This window comes from Allobosea sp. (genome assembly GCF_035999205.1).
Lineage (GTDB): Bacteria > Pseudomonadota > Alphaproteobacteria > Rhizobiales > Beijerinckiaceae > Allobosea.
In genome coordinates this window covers 1-19,735 of record NZ_DASYHA010000019.1, presented here as the reverse complement: position 1 = coordinate 19,735, position 19,735 = coordinate 1, and the positions used below count along the sequence as shown (strand labels likewise).

Annotated in this window: 28 protein-coding genes; 12 read left to right on the top strand and 16 right to left on the bottom strand. The window is 61.4% G+C overall.

Features of this window, described 5'->3' with window-relative positions:
- Window positions 1-127: 127 nt before the first annotated feature.
- Entirely contained in the window at window positions 128-475 is a 348-nt protein-coding gene (locus VGN82_RS08175; RefSeq protein ID WP_327526518.1) for a hypothetical protein, read from the bottom strand.
- A 134-nt stretch (window positions 476-609) separates the two neighbouring features.
- A complete protein-coding gene (locus VGN82_RS08170) occupies window positions 610-3,231 on the bottom strand; it encodes a response regulator (protein ID WP_327526517.1) in 2,622 nt (873 codons plus the stop codon).
- A gap of 371 nt (window positions 3,232-3,602) precedes the next feature.
- Between VGN82_RS08170 and VGN82_RS08165 the strand changes: the two genes are divergently transcribed.
- Window positions 3,603-3,827, top strand: coding sequence for a hypothetical protein (locus tag VGN82_RS08165; RefSeq protein ID WP_327526516.1), 225 nt, complete (start codon window positions 3,603-3,605; stop codon window positions 3,825-3,827).
- Window positions 3,828-3,909: 82 nt separating this feature from the next.
- On the opposite strand, the gene VGN82_RS08160 is transcribed toward VGN82_RS08165, so the two are convergent.
- The 3 genes from VGN82_RS08160 to VGN82_RS08150 all read right to left on the bottom strand — a co-directional run bounded on the left by VGN82_RS08160 (window position 3,910) and on the right by VGN82_RS08150 (window position 5,123).
- Entirely contained in the window at window positions 3,910-4,059 is a 150-nt protein-coding gene (locus VGN82_RS08160; RefSeq protein ID WP_327526515.1) for a hypothetical protein, read from the bottom strand.
- 273 nt (window positions 4,060-4,332) lie between these two features.
- Window positions 4,333-4,578 carry a hypothetical protein gene (locus VGN82_RS08155; RefSeq protein ID WP_327526514.1) on the bottom strand — a complete coding sequence of 82 codons (246 nt, stop codon included), beginning with the start codon at window positions 4,576-4,578 and terminating at the stop codon, window positions 4,333-4,335.
- A 146-nt stretch (window positions 4,579-4,724) separates the two neighbouring features.
- A complete protein-coding gene (locus tag VGN82_RS08150) occupies window positions 4,725-5,123 on the bottom strand; it encodes a PRC-barrel domain-containing protein (protein WP_327526513.1) in 399 nt (132 codons plus the stop codon).
- A gap of 304 nt (window positions 5,124-5,427) precedes the next feature.
- Here VGN82_RS08150 and VGN82_RS08145 point away from each other — a divergent pair, with 304 nt between their 5' ends.
- On the top strand, window positions 5,428-5,964 hold the full coding sequence (locus VGN82_RS08145) for a type 1 glutamine amidotransferase domain-containing protein (protein ID WP_327526946.1): 537 nt from the start codon (window positions 5,428-5,430) through the stop codon (window positions 5,962-5,964).
- Window positions 5,965-6,018: 54 nt separating this feature from the next.
- On the opposite strand, the gene VGN82_RS26455 is transcribed toward VGN82_RS08145, so the two are convergent.
- The 5 genes from VGN82_RS26455 to VGN82_RS08125 all read right to left on the bottom strand — a co-directional run bounded on the left by VGN82_RS26455 (window position 6,019) and on the right by VGN82_RS08125 (window position 9,172).
- Complete coding sequence (locus VGN82_RS26455; protein WP_414644233.1) at window positions 6,019-6,411, bottom strand: phosphatase PAP2 family protein; 393 nt, start codon at window positions 6,409-6,411, stop codon at window positions 6,019-6,021.
- A 547-nt stretch (window positions 6,412-6,958) separates the two neighbouring features.
- On the bottom strand, window positions 6,959-7,828 hold the full coding sequence (locus VGN82_RS08140; protein ID WP_327526512.1) for a hypothetical protein: 870 nt from the start codon (window positions 7,826-7,828) through the stop codon (window positions 6,959-6,961).
- 194 nt (window positions 7,829-8,022) lie between these two features.
- The gene (locus tag VGN82_RS08135) at window positions 8,023-8,199 is read right to left on the bottom strand and encodes a hypothetical protein (RefSeq protein WP_327526511.1); all 177 of its coding nucleotides are present in this window, start codon (window positions 8,197-8,199) and stop codon (window positions 8,023-8,025) included.
- On the bottom strand, window positions 8,199-8,366 hold the full coding sequence (locus VGN82_RS08130; RefSeq protein WP_327526510.1) for a hypothetical protein: 168 nt from the start codon (window positions 8,364-8,366) through the stop codon (window positions 8,199-8,201). The genes VGN82_RS08135 and VGN82_RS08130 overlap by 1 nt, the downstream gene beginning before the upstream one ends.
- Window positions 8,367-8,878: 512 nt before the next feature.
- Entirely contained in the window at window positions 8,879-9,172 is a 294-nt protein-coding gene (locus VGN82_RS08125; protein ID WP_327526509.1) for a hypothetical protein, read from the bottom strand.
- Window positions 9,173-9,232: 60 nt separating this feature from the next.
- Between VGN82_RS08125 and VGN82_RS08120 the strand changes: the two genes are divergently transcribed.
- From VGN82_RS08120 to VGN82_RS08105, 4 genes are all read left to right on the top strand, one after another.
- A complete protein-coding gene (locus tag VGN82_RS08120; protein WP_327526508.1) occupies window positions 9,233-9,799 on the top strand; it encodes a peptidoglycan recognition protein family protein in 567 nt (188 codons plus the stop codon).
- A 33-nt stretch (window positions 9,800-9,832) separates the two neighbouring features.
- Window positions 9,833-10,057 (top strand): hypothetical protein, encoded by a 225-nt coding sequence (locus tag VGN82_RS08115; protein ID WP_327526507.1) that lies wholly within the window; start codon window positions 9,833-9,835, stop codon window positions 10,055-10,057.
- Between the two features lie 211 nt (window positions 10,058-10,268).
- Window positions 10,269-10,568: a PRC-barrel domain containing protein gene (locus tag VGN82_RS08110; protein ID WP_327526506.1), complete on the top strand. Its 300-nt coding sequence runs from the start codon at window positions 10,269-10,271 to the stop codon at window positions 10,566-10,568.
- A gap of 455 nt (window positions 10,569-11,023) precedes the next feature.
- Entirely contained in the window at window positions 11,024-11,260 is a 237-nt protein-coding gene (locus VGN82_RS08105) for a hypothetical protein (RefSeq protein WP_327526505.1), read from the top strand.
- A 282-nt stretch (window positions 11,261-11,542) separates the two neighbouring features.
- On the opposite strand, the gene VGN82_RS08100 is transcribed toward VGN82_RS08105, so the two are convergent.
- Window positions 11,543-11,794, bottom strand: coding sequence for a DUF7696 family protein (locus VGN82_RS08100; protein WP_327526504.1), 252 nt, complete (start codon window positions 11,792-11,794; stop codon window positions 11,543-11,545).
- 95 nt (window positions 11,795-11,889) lie between these two features.
- On the opposite strand from VGN82_RS08100, the gene VGN82_RS08095 reads away from it, so the two are divergent.
- Window positions 11,890-12,468: a hypothetical protein gene (locus tag VGN82_RS08095; RefSeq protein ID WP_327526503.1), complete on the top strand. Its 579-nt coding sequence runs from the start codon at window positions 11,890-11,892 to the stop codon at window positions 12,466-12,468.
- A 518-nt stretch (window positions 12,469-12,986) separates the two neighbouring features.
- On the opposite strand, the gene VGN82_RS08090 is transcribed toward VGN82_RS08095, so the two are convergent.
- Window positions 12,987-13,241 (bottom strand): hypothetical protein, encoded by a 255-nt coding sequence (locus tag VGN82_RS08090; protein ID WP_327526502.1) that lies wholly within the window; start codon window positions 13,239-13,241, stop codon window positions 12,987-12,989.
- A 59-nt stretch (window positions 13,242-13,300) separates the two neighbouring features.
- On the opposite strand from VGN82_RS08090, the gene VGN82_RS08085 reads away from it, so the two are divergent.
- Window positions 13,301-13,534 carry a hypothetical protein gene (locus tag VGN82_RS08085; RefSeq protein ID WP_327526501.1) on the top strand — a complete coding sequence of 78 codons (234 nt, stop codon included), beginning with the start codon at window positions 13,301-13,303 and terminating at the stop codon, window positions 13,532-13,534.
- Window positions 13,531-13,920 (top strand): hypothetical protein, encoded by a 390-nt coding sequence (locus VGN82_RS08080; RefSeq protein WP_327526500.1) that lies wholly within the window; start codon window positions 13,531-13,533, stop codon window positions 13,918-13,920. The genes VGN82_RS08085 and VGN82_RS08080 overlap by 4 nt, the downstream gene beginning before the upstream one ends.
- Window positions 13,921-13,951: 31 nt before the next feature.
- Here the strand turns inward: VGN82_RS08080 and VGN82_RS08075 are convergent, their stop codons facing one another.
- Together VGN82_RS08075 and ku (VGN82_RS08070) are read right to left on the bottom strand one after the other, a co-directional pair.
- Window positions 13,952-14,290, bottom strand: coding sequence for a hypothetical protein (locus tag VGN82_RS08075; protein ID WP_327526499.1), 339 nt, complete (start codon window positions 14,288-14,290; stop codon window positions 13,952-13,954).
- 129 nt (window positions 14,291-14,419) lie between these two features.
- On the bottom strand, window positions 14,420-15,235 hold the full coding sequence (ku, locus tag VGN82_RS08070) for a non-homologous end joining protein Ku (protein WP_327526498.1): 816 nt from the start codon (window positions 15,233-15,235) through the stop codon (window positions 14,420-14,422).
- A 129-nt stretch (window positions 15,236-15,364) separates the two neighbouring features.
- Here ku (VGN82_RS08070) and ku (VGN82_RS08065) point away from each other — a divergent pair, with 129 nt between their 5' ends.
- On the top strand, window positions 15,365-16,180 hold the full coding sequence (ku, locus tag VGN82_RS08065) for a non-homologous end joining protein Ku (RefSeq protein WP_327526497.1): 816 nt from the start codon (window positions 15,365-15,367) through the stop codon (window positions 16,178-16,180).
- 49 nt (window positions 16,181-16,229) lie between these two features.
- Window positions 16,230-16,433: an SPX domain-containing protein gene (locus VGN82_RS08060; protein ID WP_327526496.1), complete on the top strand. Its 204-nt coding sequence runs from the start codon at window positions 16,230-16,232 to the stop codon at window positions 16,431-16,433.
- A 233-nt stretch (window positions 16,434-16,666) separates the two neighbouring features.
- Here the strand turns inward: VGN82_RS08060 and VGN82_RS08055 are convergent, their stop codons facing one another.
- Together VGN82_RS08055 and VGN82_RS08050 are read right to left on the bottom strand one after the other, a co-directional pair.
- Window positions 16,667-17,113 (bottom strand): hypothetical protein, encoded by a 447-nt coding sequence (locus VGN82_RS08055; RefSeq protein ID WP_327526495.1) that lies wholly within the window; start codon window positions 17,111-17,113, stop codon window positions 16,667-16,669.
- A 373-nt stretch (window positions 17,114-17,486) separates the two neighbouring features.
- The gene (locus VGN82_RS08050) at window positions 17,487-18,761 is read right to left on the bottom strand and encodes a PQQ-dependent sugar dehydrogenase (protein WP_327526945.1); all 1,275 of its coding nucleotides are present in this window, start codon (window positions 18,759-18,761) and stop codon (window positions 17,487-17,489) included.
- Between the two features lie 92 nt (window positions 18,762-18,853).
- On the opposite strand from VGN82_RS08050, the gene VGN82_RS08045 reads away from it, so the two are divergent.
- Window positions 18,854-19,618, top strand: coding sequence for a cytochrome c oxidase assembly protein (locus VGN82_RS08045; protein WP_327526494.1), 765 nt, complete (start codon window positions 18,854-18,856; stop codon window positions 19,616-19,618).
- The last annotated feature ends 117 nt before the right edge of the window (window positions 19,619-19,735 follow it).

The following is a 19,735-nucleotide window of genomic DNA, read 5'->3' as shown; positions in this document are numbered from 1 at the left end:
TTTGGCGCTCGGGTGTTCGCCAGGTCAACATTGCCCGCGCCGTATCTCATCCTGATGCGGGAATGGAGCGCGTCGAGCGCCTAACCGGTCGCAAACACGAAAATGAGAGCGCGACTGGTCCCACTATCTATCGGGCTGCAAAAAAGCCAACGATTGCGCCCGCTGCAGCAGCCCATGCAATCGCCCTCAACGGACGTGCGCGGATTTCATCGGACAGCAACTGCTCCAGGTTACCAAAGCCTTCCCCGGCCATCTCTTTGAGCTCTTCTGCTTCCTCTCCCATCCAATAGATGTAATCCGTCGGCGCACCTCCTGCCGTCACAGGGGCTTGCGCTGCAACAGGATCGCTTGCCGGGAACGTCGCTTTGAGAGCATCGCTGAGTTCGCCGTCGGCTCCTTTTCGACGGGCAGCCTGCCGCTGCGCTCGCTGTTCGATTTTCAAACTGGCCACTGCGGGATTGTCCATGCGGGGCATGTTCGGTCCTCCTTCAACTGCCGTGCACGAACAACCGATGCGCGGATGACCGGTTCCACGCGCCGCCGGGAGGTCCTAGAAGCCCTAGATCGACAAGAGCGCCGGCAAAACAGCGGCGCGATCCGACCATGCAACTAGGCCAGGGCGCGTTCGAGGTCCGCCGATTGATAGGGCTTGACCACAACCTTCGTGCGATTGTCGAGAGTCACGCCCGGCAATTGCCCCCGTCCTGTAGCGAACACGACAGGCAAGTTAGGTTGTGTCTCGCGGAGGCGCCTCGCCAATTCGATCCCGCTGAAATCCGGTAGTCCGACATCGGTTACCAGGCGGTCGATCTCCTGCGTCGCGGCAATCTGCATCGCTTCTCGCGCGCTCCCGGCCTCGACAACAACGTGCCCCATGGCACCGATCAAGTCTGCCGAATCCATTCTGATTAGAGCGTCGTCTTCAACGAGCAGCACGGTCAAGCGACGTTCCGTAGAATCGTCGACGGCGTCAGATGTCGCAGCAGGGCTCCCGTTCTGAAGGACCTCGCGGACTTTACGTGCTAGAGCGTCGCGCGTGTAAGGCTTTGATAGGAGGCTAACCCCTTTATCGAGCTGCCCGCCGTGGACGATCGAGTTCTCAGTATACCCGGAGGTGAAGAGGACGCTCAGATTCGGCAGGCGTTGCTTCGCCTTGCGTGCCAATTCTGGGCTTTTTAAAGTGCCAGGCATGACAACGTCAGTGAAGAGCATGTCAATCGCGATGCCGCTCTCGATCACAGCCAGAGCACGGGCGGCATCTTCCGCCGTCAGCACTTGATAGCCCAGCTCCATCAGTAGACTGACGACCGTATCGCGAACCGCAGCATCATCCTCGACGACTAGGATCGTCTCGTGGCCGCCTGTCACCGGACCGCTCGATCTCTCCATGATGACATCTTCGGCCATTTGCGACCGCGGCAAATAGAGGCGCACCGTCGTCCCGTGTTCGGGCTCGCTATAGATTTTTACATGCCCGCCGGATTGCTTCACGAAGCCATACACCATCGACAGTCCAAGACCCGTTCCCTTGCCCTGCGGCTTGGTCGAAAAGAACGGCTCGAACACCTTCGACAGAATCTCCGGGGCCATCCCCGAGCCGGTATCCGTCACACTGATCGCCACGTACTGCCCAGCCGCAACCTCGGTGTTGGCGCGAGCATAGGCTTCGTCGAGGTACGCGTTACCTGCCTCAATGGTGAGCTTGCCAGTGCCTTCCATCGCGTCGCGTGCATTGATCGCGAGATTAAGCAGTGCGTTCTCGACGTTGGTCGGATCAGCCAAGGTATTCCACAGCCCTCCTGCGATAATCGTCTCAATCTCGATGGCCTCCCCGAGCGAGCGCCGTAGCAGGTCATCCATGCCGCGAAGCAGGCGGCCCACGTTGATCACCCTCGGCATGAGCGCTTGTCGGCGCCCGAATGCCAGGAGCTGAGACGCAAGCTGTGCCCCACGGCTTACGCCGGTCATCGCATTCTGCAAGCGAGCGCGAGCCTTGTCCGACAGCTCGGCCTCGCGGCCGACGAGTTCGAGGTTGCCGCCGATGACTTGAAGCAGATTGTTGAAATCGTGCGCAACGCCACCGGTCAGATTACCGACGGCCTCCATTTTCTGCGCCTGAGCAAGCATTGCCTCAACCCGGTGCCGCTCCTCGGCCTCAGCCTTAACCTTGCCGTGCGCCTCCATGAGTTCGGCAGTTCGTTCCCGAACTTTCTCCTCAAGCACGGCATTCCTCGCAGCCAGCTGTTGGGAGGCATCGGATAGGGCGTCTCGAAGTGTTATGAATTCACGCAAGCGGGTCGGTATCGTCAGAGGTTCGAGTGAACGCCCCATATTCACGCTCGCCATTGTCAGCGATCTGAGTGGGGTGGCGACCATCCGCCAGAGAAAGAGCGCCGCGAGCGAGCTGAGCAACAGTGACGCAACCCCGCCTGCTAGCAGAAGGACAATTGCCCTCCACAAAGGCCGCTCTATGACGGTCTGACGGATGTTGGCCGCCACAAGCCAGCCAGACAGCTCCGAGCGAGCGTAGCCGACCAGAACCTCAGCTCCGGTGGCGCTCCGCCCGACGAAGACACCGTCGGATCCCGTAGCCTGAGCAAGGAAGGCCGGGACACCTGGTTGCCCAGAAAACCGGGCATGCTCCTCGGAGCGGGTGACATAGACCCCGGCTCGATCGCCGATCGCAACGAGCCAATCACGAGTGGCGATCGGCCGAACGACATCGGCGACCAGATTGGTCTCCGCGCTGACGTGCAGGAGATATCGAGGAACACCGCTGACCAGGATCGGTACGATAACGGCGACCAGAGGTTGCTGCGCCAGGGCCCCCTGGAACACATTGGAGACGACCGGTCGCCTGCCCGCAATGACCTCATCGTCACCAGGGAGTGGCGTGAGTGGCAACGGCGTACCCCAAGGGCGGCGCGTATTGACCAATTGCTGTCCGGAAAGCTCGCGCAGGCCGACATCTACGCCAATGAAGGCTTTCACGGCCGTGGCTTGGCGATAGAAGGCCTCCAGATTGCCGTCCTGAAGGGCTTCCGAGGTTCCTAAGGTCTGCAACGTGGCTTGCCAGCCACGCAGATGCTGGTCGACGGCGGCCGCGGCAGTGTGGGCAACTTCCAGCGCTTCCTGACGGTATCGCCCGCGCTCGGACTCGGCGAAACGAGCCAGCAGGAGGGCTGAGAAAAGCACGCCCGGAACAACAATGATCGCGAATAGGGCGAGCATGATCAGCCGCGTTGGAACGCTGCGTCTAACCTCACGAGCCATGACGCACGAATTCCAGCGGAGCCATGCTGGCAGCATTCACACGAGCCGCGCTCGTAGACAATGGGTCTGTTCGACTACGTCCAACTGTCAAAGTCAGGCGCCCGCCCGACGGCGAGCCCGGATCGCCGCATCTGACGCTCCAACGCTGTCGCTCAGCCCTGCACAACGCGCCGCATCGACGAAAGCACCCTCCTTCGGCGTTTTCTTCCCTCCACTCGGGCCGTCGTTCCTTCGAGAGCCGGAGGTCCTTTTCCGGTCCCAGGTACCCTTGCGACATCGCATGCCGCTCCTAAATTCTTGCGCGTCGTGTCAATCTTGGGGAGGGGGCAATGCCCTTTTCATCATTGAAGGATCCGGTGGATCTGGCGCGGGCCTTCGCTGTGATCGAAGCCGCATGGAGTGATCTAAAGGACAGCATTCCGGAAGACCGCTGGGAGGCAGAACGCACCAGGTTAGCTTACCTCGTTGCCAGCTTTACGCCCCTCGCGCTGGACGAAAATGACCTCAAGCGGAATATCCTGCTTCGGTTCCGGGAACGCGACCACAGCAACTGAACCACAAGTCAGGCAGTGTGTTGGCGCGGTTTCGCTTTGGCGAGGCCGCGCATTTTCTATGTTCAGGTGATCCCGTCGCGGGCTAGCCGACCTGCTTCTTCGATTCCCAGACCGCGGCGGCCAGTTCGAGGCTGATAAGCTCCTGCTCCTCGGGGCTGTCGTCAAGGCATTCTGCCAGTTCCGCCATGCGTTCCTGCGCGGCCTGATATTCGGTCTCGGTCGTGATAGTCATGCGCGCTTCCGGTCGTATCTGCTTTTCCGAATTGTAGATTTGACTGCGACCTTCGCCCTCCGTTTGGGCGTGAAATCCTTCGCGCGCTGGGCTCGCCCCTCAACGTTCAAACGATAAAGGCCATAACCGATTGCGCCCGCTATCAGTGCCGGCGCGGGCAGCCTTGCTGCCAACAACGTCAACGGCACCGAGAGGCTCTCAGGTATGTTGCCCTTCGCCACATCCCTCGCAATTAGCGTCCCCGCGAGACTAGCGAGCGTAGCTCTGATCATCTCAGGGCACCGCGTAATGCACGATGAGCCAAGCGACGCCAACGAGAAATAAGCCGCCGACGAGCACCGCTAGGACAGGCCTACCCAAGAAGCCCTGACGCCCTTCGATTGGTGTTTCGACAGCTGGATTGAGGGAAGAGTGTTTGTCGGCCCGCATAGGCCGAATGGCGTCCCCACCCTCCACCTCGCCTTGCTGAGCCGCGCGTGCGTTGGTCGCCTGAATATCGGTATCGTGGGAAGTGCTCATCGTATGCCCTCCGTTTGGGGCGGCGCTCACCGCGCCCACTTAGAGAGACTTCGCAACCGCTTCGTTGTTCCACGCGCGAAATGGCCCCCATGAGAGCGGGGGCCAATATCAAAGTCGGGAAGGAAGCGGGCAGCGCGCGTTCGCGACTACTTCGCAAATCGGCCTTCATATTTGAACTGAGGAGCAGCCTTGAGCTGATCTTTGGTCGCATTGATCCGGGCATGCCACTTCTTGTCCGACTCGTTCCACGTGATGGCGATGGAGCCGGGCGAGACGGCGACATAGTGGGTGCCCATCCCGAGGAATCCGCCGACCGAAAGGATGTAAGAAGCGAGGTTATTCCCGACGACGACCAAGTCCTCGATTTCTCCCACCGTCTCATCGCCAGCGTTCTTCACGTTCAGGCCTTTGAGGCTGCTTCCAAGTGCCGAGGCCTGGTTCACCGCAGTGAACTCGGGCGCCTGGGCAAGCGTGGGCGCGCTCTGAGCAAAGGCTGTTGCCGCCGAGAGCAGTGTAGCAGCGAGGGTGAGGGTTGTTAGACGCATGGAATTTCCTATCTCGTTGACGCGACCAGCGAACTGATGCGACCGGATCAATCTCCGGCGGAGATCAACGCGAAAAAGGGACTACTGTTCCCAGGTTGACGTCTTCTCCCGCGGCCTCGAGGCGATCAGAGTGGGCGTTCTGGCTGCGCTGGCTCTACGCGGTGCCGATTGGTGAGCAAGCGGCGTTTTGCCGCCCGTGTGAGCAAGCGAAAGATCGGAACGCATCGCTTCCTGTTCTGTTGGTCTCCATACCGTTCCACAATAGGAGAGCCGCAATGAGCCAGCTCGCAGGCAAGGCAAGAACATCCTCATCCTCGCCACCAACGGCTTCGAGCAATCCGAATTGGAGGTGCCTCATGCGAAGCTGAAGGCGGCCGGCGCCACTGTTCACGTGGCTTCTCCGGAGAGCGGCGAAATCAAGGGATGGGACAACAAGGATTGGGGGCGCTCGACCAAGGTCGACAAGGCGCTCGATCAGGTCGACGCATCCGAATACGATGCAATTGTCCTTCCTGGCGGACAGATGAATCCGGATACCCTGCGCGGCAACGAAGCGGCGCTGAAGTTGATCAAGGAGTTCTTCAATCAGGGTGAGGTCGTAGCCGCAGTCTGCCATGCGCCTTGGCTTCTGATCGATACCGGGATTGCAAAGGGGCGCAAGTTCACCTCTTACAAGACGATCAAGCACGATTTGATCAACGCCGGGGCGAACTGGCAGGACGCAGAGGTCGTCGCGGACAAGGGAGTCGTCACCTCACGCAAGCCCGATAACCTGCCGGCTTTCGTCGCGAAGATTATCGAGGAAGTCCAAGAAGGTCTTCACGACCGCAAGGCAGCCTGAGCGGCGCTAGGGCTAAACCGGCTTCGTCGCACGGATCGTGACGAAGCCGGCAAGCTATCGCGTGCACATCGCCGCGACAGCCCCCAACGTGAAGCCCACCAGCACACCTGATGGCCAGTGCGCCAAGGCCAAAACCCGCGTCGCGGCCATCACCGCCGCCGCCGTCCACACTCCCTTCGAGGGGCTCAGCTCGGTTGAGATAAGTGACGCAACGGCCCCGGCGTGCATCGCATGACCGGAAGGCATTGCGTCAAAGGGCCGGCCAGTGCGGAGCGTGGATGGGTTGTCGGCGCCACGGTCGGGTCTTGGTTGAGCAACCATGCGCTTGATCGCGTGATGTAGCGCCGTCGTGATCAAAATTGTGGTGGTGAAGCGGGTGGCAGGCCTTCTTCTCCGACTACTTCTCCGCTCGACCGCCCACCAGACCGCTCCGATGGTCAACAGCACCCTTGCATCGCAAAGCCATCCGACGGTGTTCGCTGATGCGACGGGGCGCGAGTCGACACTGTTCGTGACTCCCCGAACGATAAGTCGGTCAAGCCTGGAAACAGGAATGAACAGCCGTTTCAAACCTCACTTCTCCCCACCGTCCTGCACGGCCGCAAGCTCACGAGCGAGAACAAGAACCCGTTGGTTCGCCTCGTGGAACCCATCAGACGCGGGACCGTCTGGCTCCGTATCGAGCGCGGCTACTGCATCTCCGGCGGCGGCCCGGAGGGCGCCGAGCAGGAGTTGCAGATCGCGGATGCTGTGAGACGCGGCCTCGGGCATCGACACTCCAAACGATGAGCCCGCCGCACGCTGGCGACGGGCCTCTGACCAAGGTCAGGACTTTTAGGGTCCGGGCTACCGGGAATTTCGCGCGCTCTCCGATTGGCTGCGGCCAGTACATCCGTGGCAACGCGATCCAATGGAGAGCAGGCAGGCACCCGGCGTTGGGAGGAGGGTGGGCGCCGTGCTGATAACAAAATTGCCGATCAACTGGTTCCATCATTTAGCGAGCAAAGAAGTCGATCTCTTCGTCTCGGTGACGGCCGCCCAGCATGGCCGCGAGATACGCAGCAGCAGCCCCGACCAACAGCACGGCCGCCGTCATGAACGCGACAAGGACGCCAGCTTTCCGTGCTTTCTCGGCTGCCTGCTTGGCACTCTCTTTGGCCTGGCTCAGCCGGGCGTAAGCATCGTCGATCCGCTTCTCAGCTTCGGCCTGCGGGATGTTCATGCGAGCTGCCATCCGTGAGGCGATGTATCCGCGATCAGCAGCATCGAGACTGCCATTCGCCAGGCTGCGAACCAGGATGCGCGAAACCTCGTCGCGCTCGCCCTGCGTAACAGGCTCCGTGCCATTGGCCCGCATGACGGAGTCGACGGCAGAAGCCAAGGGATCGGCTTGCTGGCTGATCAAAGCGCCTGCTCCACCAGCCGCAACAGCAGCCCCGGTCGCTGCAGTCTTCGCCGCCCCGACAAGCGAGGACGACGTAAGGAAGGCGACCAGAAGTGCGCCGACCGCCCAGACCACAATGCCATGAGCGCCATCGCGCACATGGCGCTCAGTCGCACTGGAATCCGCCAGGGGCTTGCGCATCCGACCGGCCAAATAGCCACCCGCGCCGCAGGCTGAAATGGTGATCCAGAGTGCCCACAGCGCGCCGGCAATCGCCAGCGCAGTTATGCTGGTGGATCGCGACGTATCGACTGAGACGAGCGATAGACCGATGGCCGAGCCAAAGGCCGCCATGATCGTTGATATGGCCGCGGACAGGACGGCTCCACCAAGGATTGGGCTCCATTCGAGATACGAACCGGATTGAGCCTGAGTGCTGGGCGGGGCGACGACAACAACGTCGGTTGAACCGAGTGACATGACGAGATTCCTTACCGCAGGCCGAGGAAGGACAGGATGGCCATGATGACCACCACCAGACCGACAAGATAGATAATACTGTCCATGACAGCCCCCATTCACAGACGCGCTTGAGCGCAGATGCCGGGGTAACTGCGCCGTTGGGAAACTGGTTCCTCACGGACCTTAGGCGGACGCCTATTTTCTTGAGGCGTCTACTCCCAGTCGTCTCTATCGTGCCGGGCGTCCCACTTTTCTGTGGCCTCGATCAGCGCGAAGAGTTCTTCCTCCTCTGCTGAGCCTTCCGGCGGCGTTCCGAGCTCGGCTATGCGATCCAAGCCTCGTTCGTAATCATCGGGACAGCGGACGATGACCTTTTTCTCGATCAGCATCACTCATCTCCGTTCTGGAGCGCGGGATGGCCGCGAGTTTCGTACTCGACCATCGCTGCGCTTATGTCGAAGAACTCATCTTGGTCCGGACCAGCAGTCGGCGTATCGCCAAGCTCTCGCAAGCGTTCGATCGCGGCTTGATACTGTTCGCGGGTTTCGATCGTCATAGAGCTGGGCCTGCTGCGTCGTCGCCACAGAGAGCAACCGCCTGCAGCGCCATTCGTTCCAGACAAGAGAGAGTAAAGTGCAGCCGGTCTAATGCCGTTCGGGTCTCGGGCGGAATCTTTGCAATCTTGGCCGAAACACCCCACGCACGCAGCCCGTCACCTTCTGCTTAGAATCTTGGCGAGACGTGGGTGGAGCACGAGCTATGAATAGGTTGGATGACGGGGCGATTAAACGGATGCCCGAAGGTACGACAATCTTTCCAAGACGGCGCAAAGACATTTACAGACGTTCGCGAGGCAGCCGAGTTGATATTTTTGTTGGTGTATGTCGGATGGAAAAAGCATTTTCTATTATTGATTAGATGATTTGTTCCAGTTTCAAAGTCCCTCTCGCCAATGTCGGTTGGCTGACTGGCAAATGCCTCGCTGGGCGAGTCCAAACCAGAGATAGTGCCCTGTTGTGACGGAACTGCGAGGCCGGTCGGGTGTTGCGCAGTTGGGTCTGTAGGTGCCTACCACTCTAGTGGAACGCGATAGTTGTCGTTGTCAAAACGCTGGCGAGGGCGCTTTTCGGCCGTAGCCAAACGGTCGCGCATTTGCCCAAGCGTTGCGTACTTATCGCCGCATCGGCCGCAACGAACGATCGCATGCTCATGCGGCCAATGACGGATACTGATGGACGTTGAACCGCAGAGCTTGCAGACGATCGGGTTTGCATTCGCGGCCGCACTTGCCAGGAACGACGCCAGCGCAACTGCGAACGCAGAGCGAAGCCAGGCGCCTATGTCACTGCTGATGTTCAGCATCTGACACTCCACCGCACAGGCCGCTGTCACGGCCGTTCGACCCCCGTAGGACATGCCAACATGAATACTAGCGAGGTGCAAGCCGCGCTGCTTTCGCTCGGCTATTCGCTGACGATCGACGGCGTTGCCTGCCCGAAGACGAGGACAGTGATCCAGGCGTTCGGAATTGACGAGATCATCATCCATTGCACGGCGACACCCGAGAGCAGGGACGTCTCGGTCGAGACAATCCGCGGCTGGCACATCGGCCAGGGCTGGAAGGATATCGGCTATCACTGGGCCGTTATGCTTGACGGAATAGTCAGGCCCGGGCGTCCGGAGGCCAAGGGCGGTTCGGATGTCGCCAACCACAACACCGGCACTCTCGGCGTCGCCTATGTCGGCGGCGTCGACACCCAGGGTTACCCGAAGGACACGCGCACGCCGGCGCAGAAGGGCCGGACCCTTTTGTTGCAGTGCTGTTCCGGTCGTGGGAACAGCTCGCGGGAAGTGCAGTTATTACCCAGCGCGGGCTTGCCTGCGCCGCGCGGCCCGTCAGTTCCACCCAATGGCCGGCGTGCCGCACAAGCTACCCCCAACCGATGCGGACCGCGGATTTACCGGCCGCTCCGGTTGGGCGGTAGGTAAAAGTTGGTGCCATCGCGTATGTGAGATGACGAAATGCCGGCCTCTGAACTGAAAGTGCGAGCCTGTTGCGCAACGGGCGATCTGGGCAAAATGCGGGCTATTGCCGATCTGGTTGCAAAGTCTGGATCGTCGAACGCGGAGCAGCACACGCTCGCCGCTGCGGCGTTGAGATCGATCAGGGCAGAGTTGGCTCAACCTTCAAAGATCAAACATCAAGTATCGCTCATTCGGTTCGCGAAGCTGATCGACAAGCTCTGAACTTGACGATCGAACCAATCCAACTTTCGTAATGTTGATCAGGCGTCGCCGGGATTTCTCACCTCCCCCGACGATCGGCCGGCGTGTGACAGCGGTCGGATGGCAGACTTGCCCGGTCCCGCTCAGGCGCGGCCGGGCCTTTTGCATTCGGCAACGGGAACGGCTTGGTTCTCCGCACGTTCCTTAGGCTTACAGACGAAGGGAACGCATCATGGACCATTCCAGGCATATCCGGCTATCCAGCACCGAGCTGACAGCGGACATCCTCAATGGGGCGACGATCTATGGGCCGGGCGACGAAACGATAGGCTCGGTGTCGCACGTGCACGGGGTCGGACCGACTAGTCTGATCGTGGTGGATGTCGGAGGTTTCCTTGGTATCGGGGCAAAGCCGGTCGCAGTGCCCTTAAATCAGCTCGAATTCATGCGCGACGAGAGTGGCGGCGTTCATGCTGTCACGACCTGGACCAAAGATGAACTCAAGGCCATGCCCGAGCATATCGATCCCTGATCAGCGCGCGACACGAGCCGGTCTCGCTTCGGCGGGGCCGGCCCATTTTCGGTTTGTGATGGAGTAACTTGAACCTGGATTTTTGGCAATCGTCGTCAATCTTCAGGGAGGGCATGCCCTTTTCGTCCATGAAGGAACCAGTGGATCTAGCGCCGGCCTTCGCCGTGATCGAAGCCGCTTGGCGTGAACTCAAAGACGCCATCCCGGAAGACCGACGGAGCGCACCAGACTCGCCTATCTGGTTGCGACCTCTACGGCGTCGGCATTGGACGAAGTTGAGCTCAAGCAGAGACGAGTTGAACCCTAAGCCCGGCAGCGCGTTGGCTAGTAGTCACCGAATGCGGCGAGGTTCGGTGACTGCGCGGGGGCGTCCTTCCGGCCGCCAACCGCGGCGGGTCCGGTCACGCTTCAGTGGGGCTGCGCCTTTGTCTCCCCGGCCGTGAGATAATAGGGCTATGCCGTTTCGTTCGATCGTTGCTGAACCGCATGAACTCGCCAAGCTTGCCAACGCATTCGATGCAGCCTGGATCGGCGTGAACAGCGTCCATACGATCGGTCGGGTGGCGCAGAAGAGGGCAAGGTCGCGCCTTGCCGCAATCATTCTTGAGCTCTGGCGGGAAGACCCAAGCCTGCCGCTTGGCGGACGAGCAGTCGATCGCTTCTTCGCAGGTGACCGGCTGCCGCAACCATGAGGGAAGTCGCGCGTTTAACCGGATTCGCCGAGACCGGCACGCCTCGGCGGCAAGCCAGAAGGTCGAGCCCTCGGGGACCGCTGGTGTTTCGCACTGGCCCGCCTCGCTGGGAGAGCAGCGCGGGCCTTATTCGTTCACGGTGTTGTTATAGGCGGCGCCGCAACTTTTCTCGCAGCTTGACGTTGGTAGAGGTCCCCGGGATTCAACCCCCGGGGACCAGTCGGAAACGGACCGGCTGCGTTGCCAAACTTGGCCCTGTCTCGCGAGCAGGGCCATTTTGTTTCAGTGATTGGCCAGTGTCGCGTAGCGATCGATCTCGGCCCGCAGTCTCACAACCGCCGCGTCGCCGCGGATGTTCCTGATCCCGCGCAATTCGTCCTTCACCCCGTCGAGAACCTGGTTGCGCTTTGTGAGTGGCAGGCCCGCGAGAAAGCGCACCTCGCACTCATGCTGCCATTCCTCCGACCAGGTGCTGACCTCCCGGCCGGCGAGGACCGAGAAGACGCGAGGCGGGTTGTCGGGTGGGAAGGGCATGCTGATCTCTCGGTTGGGCCGTTGGCGATCCATGACCCACGCGGAACGATTCGCCCATGGTTCCGTTTCCGACTCCGTCGAGTAGGAGTTGTGTCATGTGTGCTCAGCGCTACCTGAGATCCGGACCTTCGGCCCACGTCGTCAGGAGCCGCTTGCCGCGGCGAGAGGATCCCCGGCAGCCATCCTTCGATTTGGATGTCCCTGAGGAGGCGGCAACAATCGAGACCAGCGCTGAAAGAGCGATCTACCGGCTCTCGTACGAGGTTGCGGAACTGCGCTCCAAGCTCGCTCGTGCCGGGCTCGCGCCGGACGCAGATCGCGTTTCATACCGCGCGTATAGCTCGCTCCACGGCTGGACTGAGTCGGTCGATCCCATCGCATGTCTGGCGCGCGGGTTCGCTAGCCGTCTGGCCGAGGTTACGTGCATCAGGTCAATGAAGGAGCCCGGCGATGATGATGTCGTTGGCGTCAATGCGCATATCGCGATGGTCGCTGAAGAAGCCGACAGCCTGATCTCGGCTCTGGTCAAAGACGCGGAGGCTAAGGGTCTCGAGGCGTCCGGCGCGTGGCTGAAAATCCCGTTGGTTGAGTGTCGCGCTTTCGAGTTGCCCGACCCAGCCGACCCAGCGACTGAGGAAGTCGACTTCATTCACGACCAGAAGCTGAATTCGTAGCGCAGGGCGGCGATGCTTTGCTGCGGCCCTGGGTCTCGCTTTGGCGAAGCCACGGCCGGCCAGTTCGAGCTTGACCAGTTCCTGCTGCTCGCGGGTGTCCTCAAGTCAGCCGGCGAGCTCGGCGATCCGGTCCTGCGCAACCTGATACTCGTCTTCGGTCTTGATCTGCATGGCGGTCCTCCGCGCCGCTCAACCATGCCCGTCCAGACCGGTTCCTCAGGATTTCGGCCTTCCCTCGCCGTGGCTCATTCTGTTTTCGCCTGGAGGACATCGTAGAACTCGTCGATGCTCATTCTAGACAGCAGCTTTTTTCCCGCCGCAGCGCGAGCAGCGATAGCGCAGGCAGATGTCGGGAATGGGCAGTTCGTCAGGCATGCCGTCGGTGCTCACCTCGCCACGGTGATTGCAGCGGCTGCACCAGATCTCGGCGCGGCGATAGCCGAGGGCGCGCTCTCCTCCGACCGTTGCCGGCCGGGCCTCGGCCCCGTCCGCATTGTAGGTTCTTCGCGAAGTCCGCTTCACAGCGCCCGGATCTGCTCTTCGAATTCCTCCGGGATCGCGCCGTGCCGCGCGAGCACGTCGAGGGCGCTGACCTCACCGGTTTCGTCGTCGGCGGTTACATGGACGACTGCGACGCCCTCGGCCGTGCGGCCCATGCGCTCGCCTTCATTGAGCGCATGATGCTTCGTCTTTGCCGGGACGCGCTGGCCGGGCACCAGTCGCTTGCGGTGGGTCTTGAAGGGCTGGAGGAAGAAGGTGTCGACGGTCGCCATGGCTTGACTCCGGGCTGCTGTTTGTTCTCATTATGTTCTCATTTCAGGGAACGCAATAGATGTCCGCGCAGCCAGCCGCTCAGCAGGCCGACGACCTGTCGCCAGAGCTTGAAATCGAGGCCGAGATCAATGATCTGGTCGCCGAGCATGGCTCCGAGCGTGCCGCGATCAGGGCTCTCCTGCACGACCTGACCGTGCTGATGGAGGATGCCGATCGCTCAACCTCACGGGGCTTCCTGCGCGGTTTCTTCTCCGCAGGTGCCCGGCCCATGGCGGTCGACGATGAACCGTGAGCAAGCCGAGGCTACCCACCGTCGACACATCGCTGCGCGACTATCCCTATGTGGTGATCCGCTTCCGCTGCCATGTCTGCGAACGCGGTGGCGACGCGCGCCTTGCTGTGCTCGCGGCGAAGTATGGCTCTGATGCCTTGCTCGGTCGGCTTTTGCGGGTCTTCATCGGCGGCTGCCCCTGGGATCCGCACAACCCCGCCCGCAAGCCGCAGAAGTACGGGCATCGCTGCGGCGGCTATTGCCCGGACCTGTTGTCCCCGCGGCCGCCCGATCTGCCGCCATCCATGACGGGGCTGACCGTCATCGACGGCGGCAAGTCGGAGATGTTGCCGGCTGAACCAAAGCGCGAGGAGCGCCGGCGCAGAGTTGGGCGCGAAGACGAGTGACGGCGGTGGCCGATAGGTCGGCTATGGGTCGTTAGCGGTCATTCGCTGGTGGCTCGTCTGGGGCCGTAAACACGTCAAATGCAGGCAGATCGAATGGAATGGGTCGATAGTCGGCAGCAATCCTCGGCTCGAACTTGGTAATGAAGCCGTACTGCCAACTCGTCATACCGAGCCTTCGCTCTTCGATGGCGAATCCCTCTGGAAACTCGCAGAATCCTGGCTTGCTTTTCAGGCGTTTGATGGCTGCTCTCGCATGAGATTTGGTCTCGTAGACACCAATATGAAGTTCGGTTTCCGCTCGGTATGAGTACTCTCGCTTGAACCACAGGTCGTACACGATCCTGTTGTCTGCAATGACTTTCATGGCCACCCAAGCCCCACTCCAATGGAGCTATAGCTGCGGCTCGGCAAAAGTCCGTTAAGGGTCGAAAGCGGACATTTCCCTCAGCTTGAGGCCAGCCTCTGCCGATGTGTGATCTTTGAATTCGCGATCGTCGCATCAGGCGGCCTTCTTCGCACTACGTGGCTTCGGTGGAGGCGGCGTTGAGCCAATGCTTGCGCGCAGCGCCGCCATGAGATCCGTAGGCTTTGGCGAGGCTGCCTTCTTTGTGAGCTTGATCGTCTTGCCTGCCATCTTGGCCCTAATCAGGTCGGAAAGCGCCGACTCGTAACGGTCGTCGAACGAAGCGGCATCGAACTTCCCGATTTTGGTCCGTATGATGTGTTGAGCGAGATCGAGCATCTCACCCTTGATCTTGAGCTTTGGAATGTCGGCAAAGGCCTCCGCAGCCGATCGTACCTCGTAGTCAAAATTCAAGGTGTGGGCGACGAGACCGAAACCCTCGGACCGGATCATCAGTGAACGATAGCGCCGGAATAGGACCGCATGCGCGAGTGCCGCGACCTTGCTGGCTCGCAGAGCCTCACGGATGACAGCGAAAGCTTCCTGCCCCACTGTCGACGATGGAGCGAGATAGTAGGGGCGATCGAAGTAGACCGTGTCGATATCAGCGCATGAGATGAAGGCGGAGACGGAGAGTTTCTTGTCTGCCTCTGGAACCGCCTGCGCGACCTCTTCCGGCTCCAGCTGGACATATTGGTCCGTGTCGATCTCGAAGCCTCTGATCTGGTGGTCACGGTCGACGACCCTTCCCGTTTCGGGATCGACAAACTCGCGCTTCACACGATGTCCCGTGGCTCGGTTGATCGTTTGGAAGCTGACCCGTTCAGATGTGCTCGCGCCCGTGTAGAGTGCGACGGGGCAACTGATTTCGCCGAACCTGAGGAAGCCCTTCCAGTTCGCCCGAATTGACATTAGCCCAAGCTCCGTAACGCAACGCCCGGCGATTCAATCCTCGTGCTGCGAATGGGTTCCAAGGTCACGGAACGGGAAGTCGTTGGCGGCGTTGAGTCGCCAGTTCGTTGCGTTGCAGAGAGTTGCGTCATGGCACCCCGTCCCTATTGGAAGGGTTATCTCAAGCTATCCTTGGTGACCTGTCCCGTCGCACTGGCGCCTGCGACATCGGAAAGCGAGAAGGTGCGCTTCCACACGCTCAATCGCGAGACCGGCAATCGAGTTGTCAGTCGGTACGTCGATGCAGATAGCGGCAAGCCTGTCGGCGACGAAGACATCGCCAAGGGCTACGAGTCCGAGCCGGAGCGGTTTGTCCTGATTGACGACGAGGATCTGGAGTCTGTCGCGCTCGAATCCGTCCGCACCATCGACATCGAAATGTTCGTTACGAGAGATTCGATCCCGTGGGTCTATCTCGATAGTCCCTACTACCTGACGCCCAATGACGAGGTCGGCGAGGAGGCCTTTTGCGTCATCCGTGACGCCATGGCCGCGAGTAAGGTAGTTGGCGTATCCAGACTAGTGCTAGGCCGCCGCGAACGCGCAGTCATGTTAGAGGCGCGAGACAACGGCATCGTACTTTGGACTCTGCGCTACGGCGACGAGGTGCGTGACGAAACGGCCTACTTTGGTGGCATCGACGAGCTGAAGCCGGAGACCGCGCTGGTCGAACTGGCGCAGAGCTTCATCAAAGCGAAGTCGAAAGACTGGTCTCCTGCAATGGTCAAGGATCCAGTCCAGGAGCATTTGCTCAAGCTCATCGCTTCCAAGCGGAAAGGCGCGCGCCGAGCCAAATCGCCTTCTCCGGCCGCCGCCAAAGATGGGAACGTCGTCAACCTATTCGAAGCGCTCAAGAAGAGCTTGGCGGAAGATGCAGGCAAGGATCAGGTCGGCAGACGAAAGTAGCGAAGCAGTAGGATAGACGCTCATCAACAAGTGACGGACGGAGAGGCAGATGCCTAGCGAAGCCACCCTGCAGGAACTCGACGATCGCATAGCGCTCGCCCGGCGCAACATCTCGGAACTGATGGAGCGGGCAACGGCATCTGTTGGCGCTGCTTCTGAGGAGCGGATCTCGTCGCTGCTCAGCGAGCAGCAGGCGGCGTTGGACGACCTGGTGAAACAGCGTGCGGCATTGGAGGCCAAGGGATCGGCCTAGGCACCTGACACTCGGCCACATCACCAGTGCGACCAACCCGAGCGCGACGCGCGGTACTATGCGCGTGCAACAAAGTAAGGTGGGGGGCGTTCATCGAAACCACCAATACAACCCGAACAGAACGCACCCTATGGCCGCAGAGATCATCGCACGGCGTTCCTCAACGGTCATGGGTGGTCTCCTTTCGGTGAAGCGCGCCGGAACCGGGCGTCGCCCGTCAAACGCCGCTCAGGCTATTGTTTAAAGCCGATGAGCACGCCGTCTGCGCCAAGCGACAATTGAAGGCCCTGCCGTCGCGTGGTCAGGCGCAATGTCACGCCTTTGTCATTGCGCAGCCAGGTATAGCCACGGCCCTGATTTCCGACTGCCCATCCCTCCTTGAGCTGGAGATAAGCGCCCGGAAAGTCCGACACATTCTTGAGTCCGTAGACGGTGCCGGACGCGGCAGTTTTTGACGCTCCGATCGACCCCACACCAAGCCCGCCGACCGTGATCGGGTAGGATCGGCCAGCGAATTTCAGGGTTCCGCCGCCGACCTCACCCGATGCGATGAAGCCCGCCTGCACCTGCTCAATCCTCACCGTCCCGGTCGATGGGCCAAGCGAGCGTGACTGCGCCAGGGCTGGCGCCGCCATCACAAGGAGAGCTGCAACGGATATGGCTGTCTGCCGAACTGTCATGATTTTTGCTCCTCACGCCGAACTGCGCGCGAGGGCACAACACGCGAAACTCGAAAACGATCCGCAGGATCACCTAAAGTGCGCGATTTCGTTCTAGCTGAGCGTGCGTTCGATCCCGTAGGTCAGACGGACAAGGCCGCCGCTGTCCTCCATGTCACAGTCCATGACACCGCTTGTGTCGAAGCGATAGGAGCGTGTCGACAGGCGCATCGCTGTTACTTTCGCTAGCTGAGGTGGTGACTGATGCGCGCTTCGTCCAACAGGCGGGAACACCGCTCGACTATAGCAACGCATGTGCCGAGCCCGTTCTGCCGAGATCGGTGTCGGCAAGGATAACGTTCATCCGGCAGTGTGCTGGTCCGCTGCCGACCGCTCAGCCCGATGGTAGAATGACCCGCCAGACCGCGTTGCCGACGTCGTCGGCGACGAGGACGCCGTTACGGCGGTCGACGAGGACGCCGACAGGGCGGCCGCGCGCCTCGCCTTGGTCGTTTAGGAAACCAGTGAGAATCGGCTGCGGCAGGCCCGTCGGCTTACCCTCCTCGAACCGCACGAAGATCACGCGATATCCGACCGGACTAGCCCGGTTCCAGGATCCGTGCTGACCGATGAAGGCACCGCCTACGTAGCGCGGGCCTAGCTGGCCTTCCTTGGCGAAGGTGAGCCCGAGAGACGCGGTATGGGAGCCCAGCGCATAGTCCGGCTTCATTGCCTTCGCGACGAGGTCGGGCCGCGGCGGATCCACGCGCTTGTCGACAGTCTGGCCGTAATAGCTGTAGGGCCAGCCATAAAATCCTTCGCGTTTGACCGAGGTCATGTAGTCCGGCACCAGGTCATCGCCGATCTCGTCGCGCTCGTTGACCGCGACCCAGAGTTCCTTCGTGACTGGATTCCAGTCTATGCCGACCGGATTTCGTAGACCACTCGCGAAGAGCCGAGTCGCGCCACTCTGCGGATCGATCTCGAGCACCGCCGCGCGGTTCTCCTCTTCCGCCATGCCGTTCTCGGCAACGTTGGAATTGGAGCCGACGCCGACATACAGACGCGAGCCGTCCGCATTGGCCACGAGGCTCTTGGTCCAGTGGTGATTGCGACCCGCCGGCAACTCCGCGACCTTGACAGGCTTGGCGGTGTTCTTCGTCTCGCCAGCGACATAGCGCACACGCACCACCGCATCGGCGTTGGCGATGTAGAGCTGGTCGCCGACGAGCGCCATGCCAAAGGGCGAGGTCAGGTTTTCAAGATAGACACTCTTCATCTCTGCGACGCCGTCGCCATCCGCGTCCCGCAGCAGGCTAATGCGGTTGGCGCTAGCGGTCCGGGACCCGGCGCGCTGCATGAAGAGTCCCTGCACCCAGGCGCGGACGCCACCTTTCTTCTCCTCCGGCTTGGGCGGCGCGTCGCTTTCGGCGACGAGGATGTCGCCGTTGGGCAATTCGTAGAGCCAGCGCGGATGCTGCAGGCCGGTGGCGAAGGCGGAGACCTGCCCGCCGGCAAGCGGAGTGGGCTTTTCGCCCTCCCTCCAGCCCACCGCCTTGGCGACCCTGATTGTCGGAAGCCACGAGGATTTCGGCTCCGGCAGCGTCGGATTCGGACCATACCCTGCCTCCTCGGGCATTGGCTTGTCGCTGCAGGAGGCGAGAGCCAGCGCCGAGACGGCGGCGCCGACGAGGAGAGCAAGCTAGTGGGAGCGCGTCATACAGGCCTCCGTATCCAGGCTGGGGTTGTGTGAGGGGCAACGTGGCGGTCGCGCAGAGGTTCGCGGCGACCTCGATCAAACGCGAAGGGGGAACCATCGCGTCGGCTCCCGGTTGTCGATGCTGGGGAGAGCTTCGCTTGCGTAATCCGCAGATCTCAGACAGCGCGCAGGACGTCACCCTGGCCGTGCTAGTCGGTAGCGGCGTGCTCGCGGTCGCGGGACTTGCGAGCGTGCCCTTGCTCAGCCTTGGTCCGCTGTCGCTGCAGATGCTGCAGCATCTCGCCGTGATGAACATATTTTCTCCGATCCTGGCGCTGGCTCTGCCGCAGCCTCGCGCCAGGCGGCGCGGCTCCCTTCTGACCGCCGCGACAGTGCAGCTGGTCGTTCTTTGGGCCTGGCATACGCCGACGCTCCAGCAACTCGCGGCCGCTTCGACGCTGGCCCAGATCGGATTGATGGCGCTGCTCGCTGGCGGAGCGGTGTGGTTTTGGCATGCGATCATCGGCGCCGCCCGCAGCGGCGGCTGGAGCGTGCTTGGGTCGCTACTCCTGACCGGGAAGCTCGCCTGCCTGCTAGGTGCGTTGCTGATCTTCGCGCCACGCGATCTTTACAGCCTGCCCGGTCTCGCCTTGGCGCTGTGCACCACCGGACCGTCGAGTCTGGATGACCAGCAGCTCGCCGGGTTGCTGATGGTGACCGCTTGTCCCATGAGCTACCTAGTGGTCGGCGTCGCGCTGGCCGCACGCATGGTCAACCGGCTCGATGGAGCCCGGACCCGTCCAGATGTCTCCGCTCGCGCGGGCTAGGCGGATCGCCGGCTGGACGTTGGCGACGCCCGGCAAGCTCGCGCTGACCGTCGCTGCGGCCCTCCTGGTTTTCGCGGCGGCAGGGCTGCTCTTTGCCTGGTCAGGCGCCTACAACAT

Bases quoted from the DNA above. Each gene is read 5' to 3' on its own strand.
- VGN82_RS08175 (WP_327526518.1), bottom strand. From the start codon at position 475: ATGCCCCGCATGGACAATCCCGCAGTGGCCAGTTTGAAAATCGAACAG.
- VGN82_RS08170 (WP_327526517.1), bottom strand. From the start codon at position 3,231: ATGCTCGCCCTATTCGCGATCATTGTTGTTCCGGGCGTGCTTTTCTCA.
- VGN82_RS08165 (WP_327526516.1), top strand. From the start codon at position 3,603: ATGCCCTTTTCATCATTGAAGGATCCGGTGGATCTGGCGCGGGCCTTC.
- VGN82_RS08160 (WP_327526515.1), bottom strand. From the start codon at position 4,059: ATGACTATCACGACCGAGACCGAATATCAGGCCGCGCAGGAACGCATG.
- VGN82_RS08155 (WP_327526514.1), bottom strand. From the start codon at position 4,578: ATGAGCACTTCCCACGATACCGATATTCAGGCGACCAACGCACGCGCG.
- VGN82_RS08150 (WP_327526513.1), bottom strand. From the start codon at position 5,123: ATGCGTCTAACAACCCTCACCCTCGCTGCTACACTGCTCTCGGCGGCA.
- VGN82_RS08140 (WP_327526512.1), bottom strand. From the start codon at position 7,828: ATGTCACTCGGTTCAACCGACGTTGTTGTCGTCGCCCCGCCCAGCACT.
- VGN82_RS08135 (WP_327526511.1), bottom strand. From the start codon at position 8,199: ATGCTGATCGAGAAAAAGGTCATCGTCCGCTGTCCCGATGATTACGAA.
- VGN82_RS08130 (WP_327526510.1), bottom strand. From the start codon at position 8,366: ATGACGATCGAAACCCGCGAACAGTATCAAGCCGCGATCGAACGCTTG.
- VGN82_RS08125 (WP_327526509.1), bottom strand. From the start codon at position 9,172: ATGCTGAACATCAGCAGTGACATAGGCGCCTGGCTTCGCTCTGCGTTC.
- VGN82_RS08120 (WP_327526508.1), top strand. From the start codon at position 9,233: ATGAATACTAGCGAGGTGCAAGCCGCGCTGCTTTCGCTCGGCTATTCG.
- VGN82_RS08115 (WP_327526507.1), top strand. From the start codon at position 9,833: ATGCCGGCCTCTGAACTGAAAGTGCGAGCCTGTTGCGCAACGGGCGAT.
- VGN82_RS08110 (WP_327526506.1), top strand. From the start codon at position 10,269: ATGGACCATTCCAGGCATATCCGGCTATCCAGCACCGAGCTGACAGCG.
- VGN82_RS08105 (WP_327526505.1), top strand. From the start codon at position 11,024: ATGCCGTTTCGTTCGATCGTTGCTGAACCGCATGAACTCGCCAAGCTT.
- VGN82_RS08100 (WP_327526504.1), bottom strand. From the start codon at position 11,794: ATGCCCTTCCCACCCGACAACCCGCCTCGCGTCTTCTCGGTCCTCGCC.
- VGN82_RS08095 (WP_327526503.1), top strand. From the start codon at position 11,890: ATGTGTGCTCAGCGCTACCTGAGATCCGGACCTTCGGCCCACGTCGTC.
- VGN82_RS08090 (WP_327526502.1), bottom strand. From the start codon at position 13,241: ATGGCGACCGTCGACACCTTCTTCCTCCAGCCCTTCAAGACCCACCGC.
- VGN82_RS08085 (WP_327526501.1), top strand. From the start codon at position 13,301: ATGTCCGCGCAGCCAGCCGCTCAGCAGGCCGACGACCTGTCGCCAGAG.
- ku (WP_327526498.1), bottom strand. From the start codon at position 15,235: ATGTCAATTCGGGCGAACTGGAAGGGCTTCCTCAGGTTCGGCGAAATC.
- ku (WP_327526497.1), top strand. From the start codon at position 15,365: ATGGCACCCCGTCCCTATTGGAAGGGTTATCTCAAGCTATCCTTGGTG.
- VGN82_RS08060 (WP_327526496.1), top strand. From the start codon at position 16,230: ATGCCTAGCGAAGCCACCCTGCAGGAACTCGACGATCGCATAGCGCTC.
- VGN82_RS08055 (WP_327526495.1), bottom strand. From the start codon at position 17,113: ATGACAGTTCGGCAGACAGCCATATCCGTTGCAGCTCTCCTTGTGATG.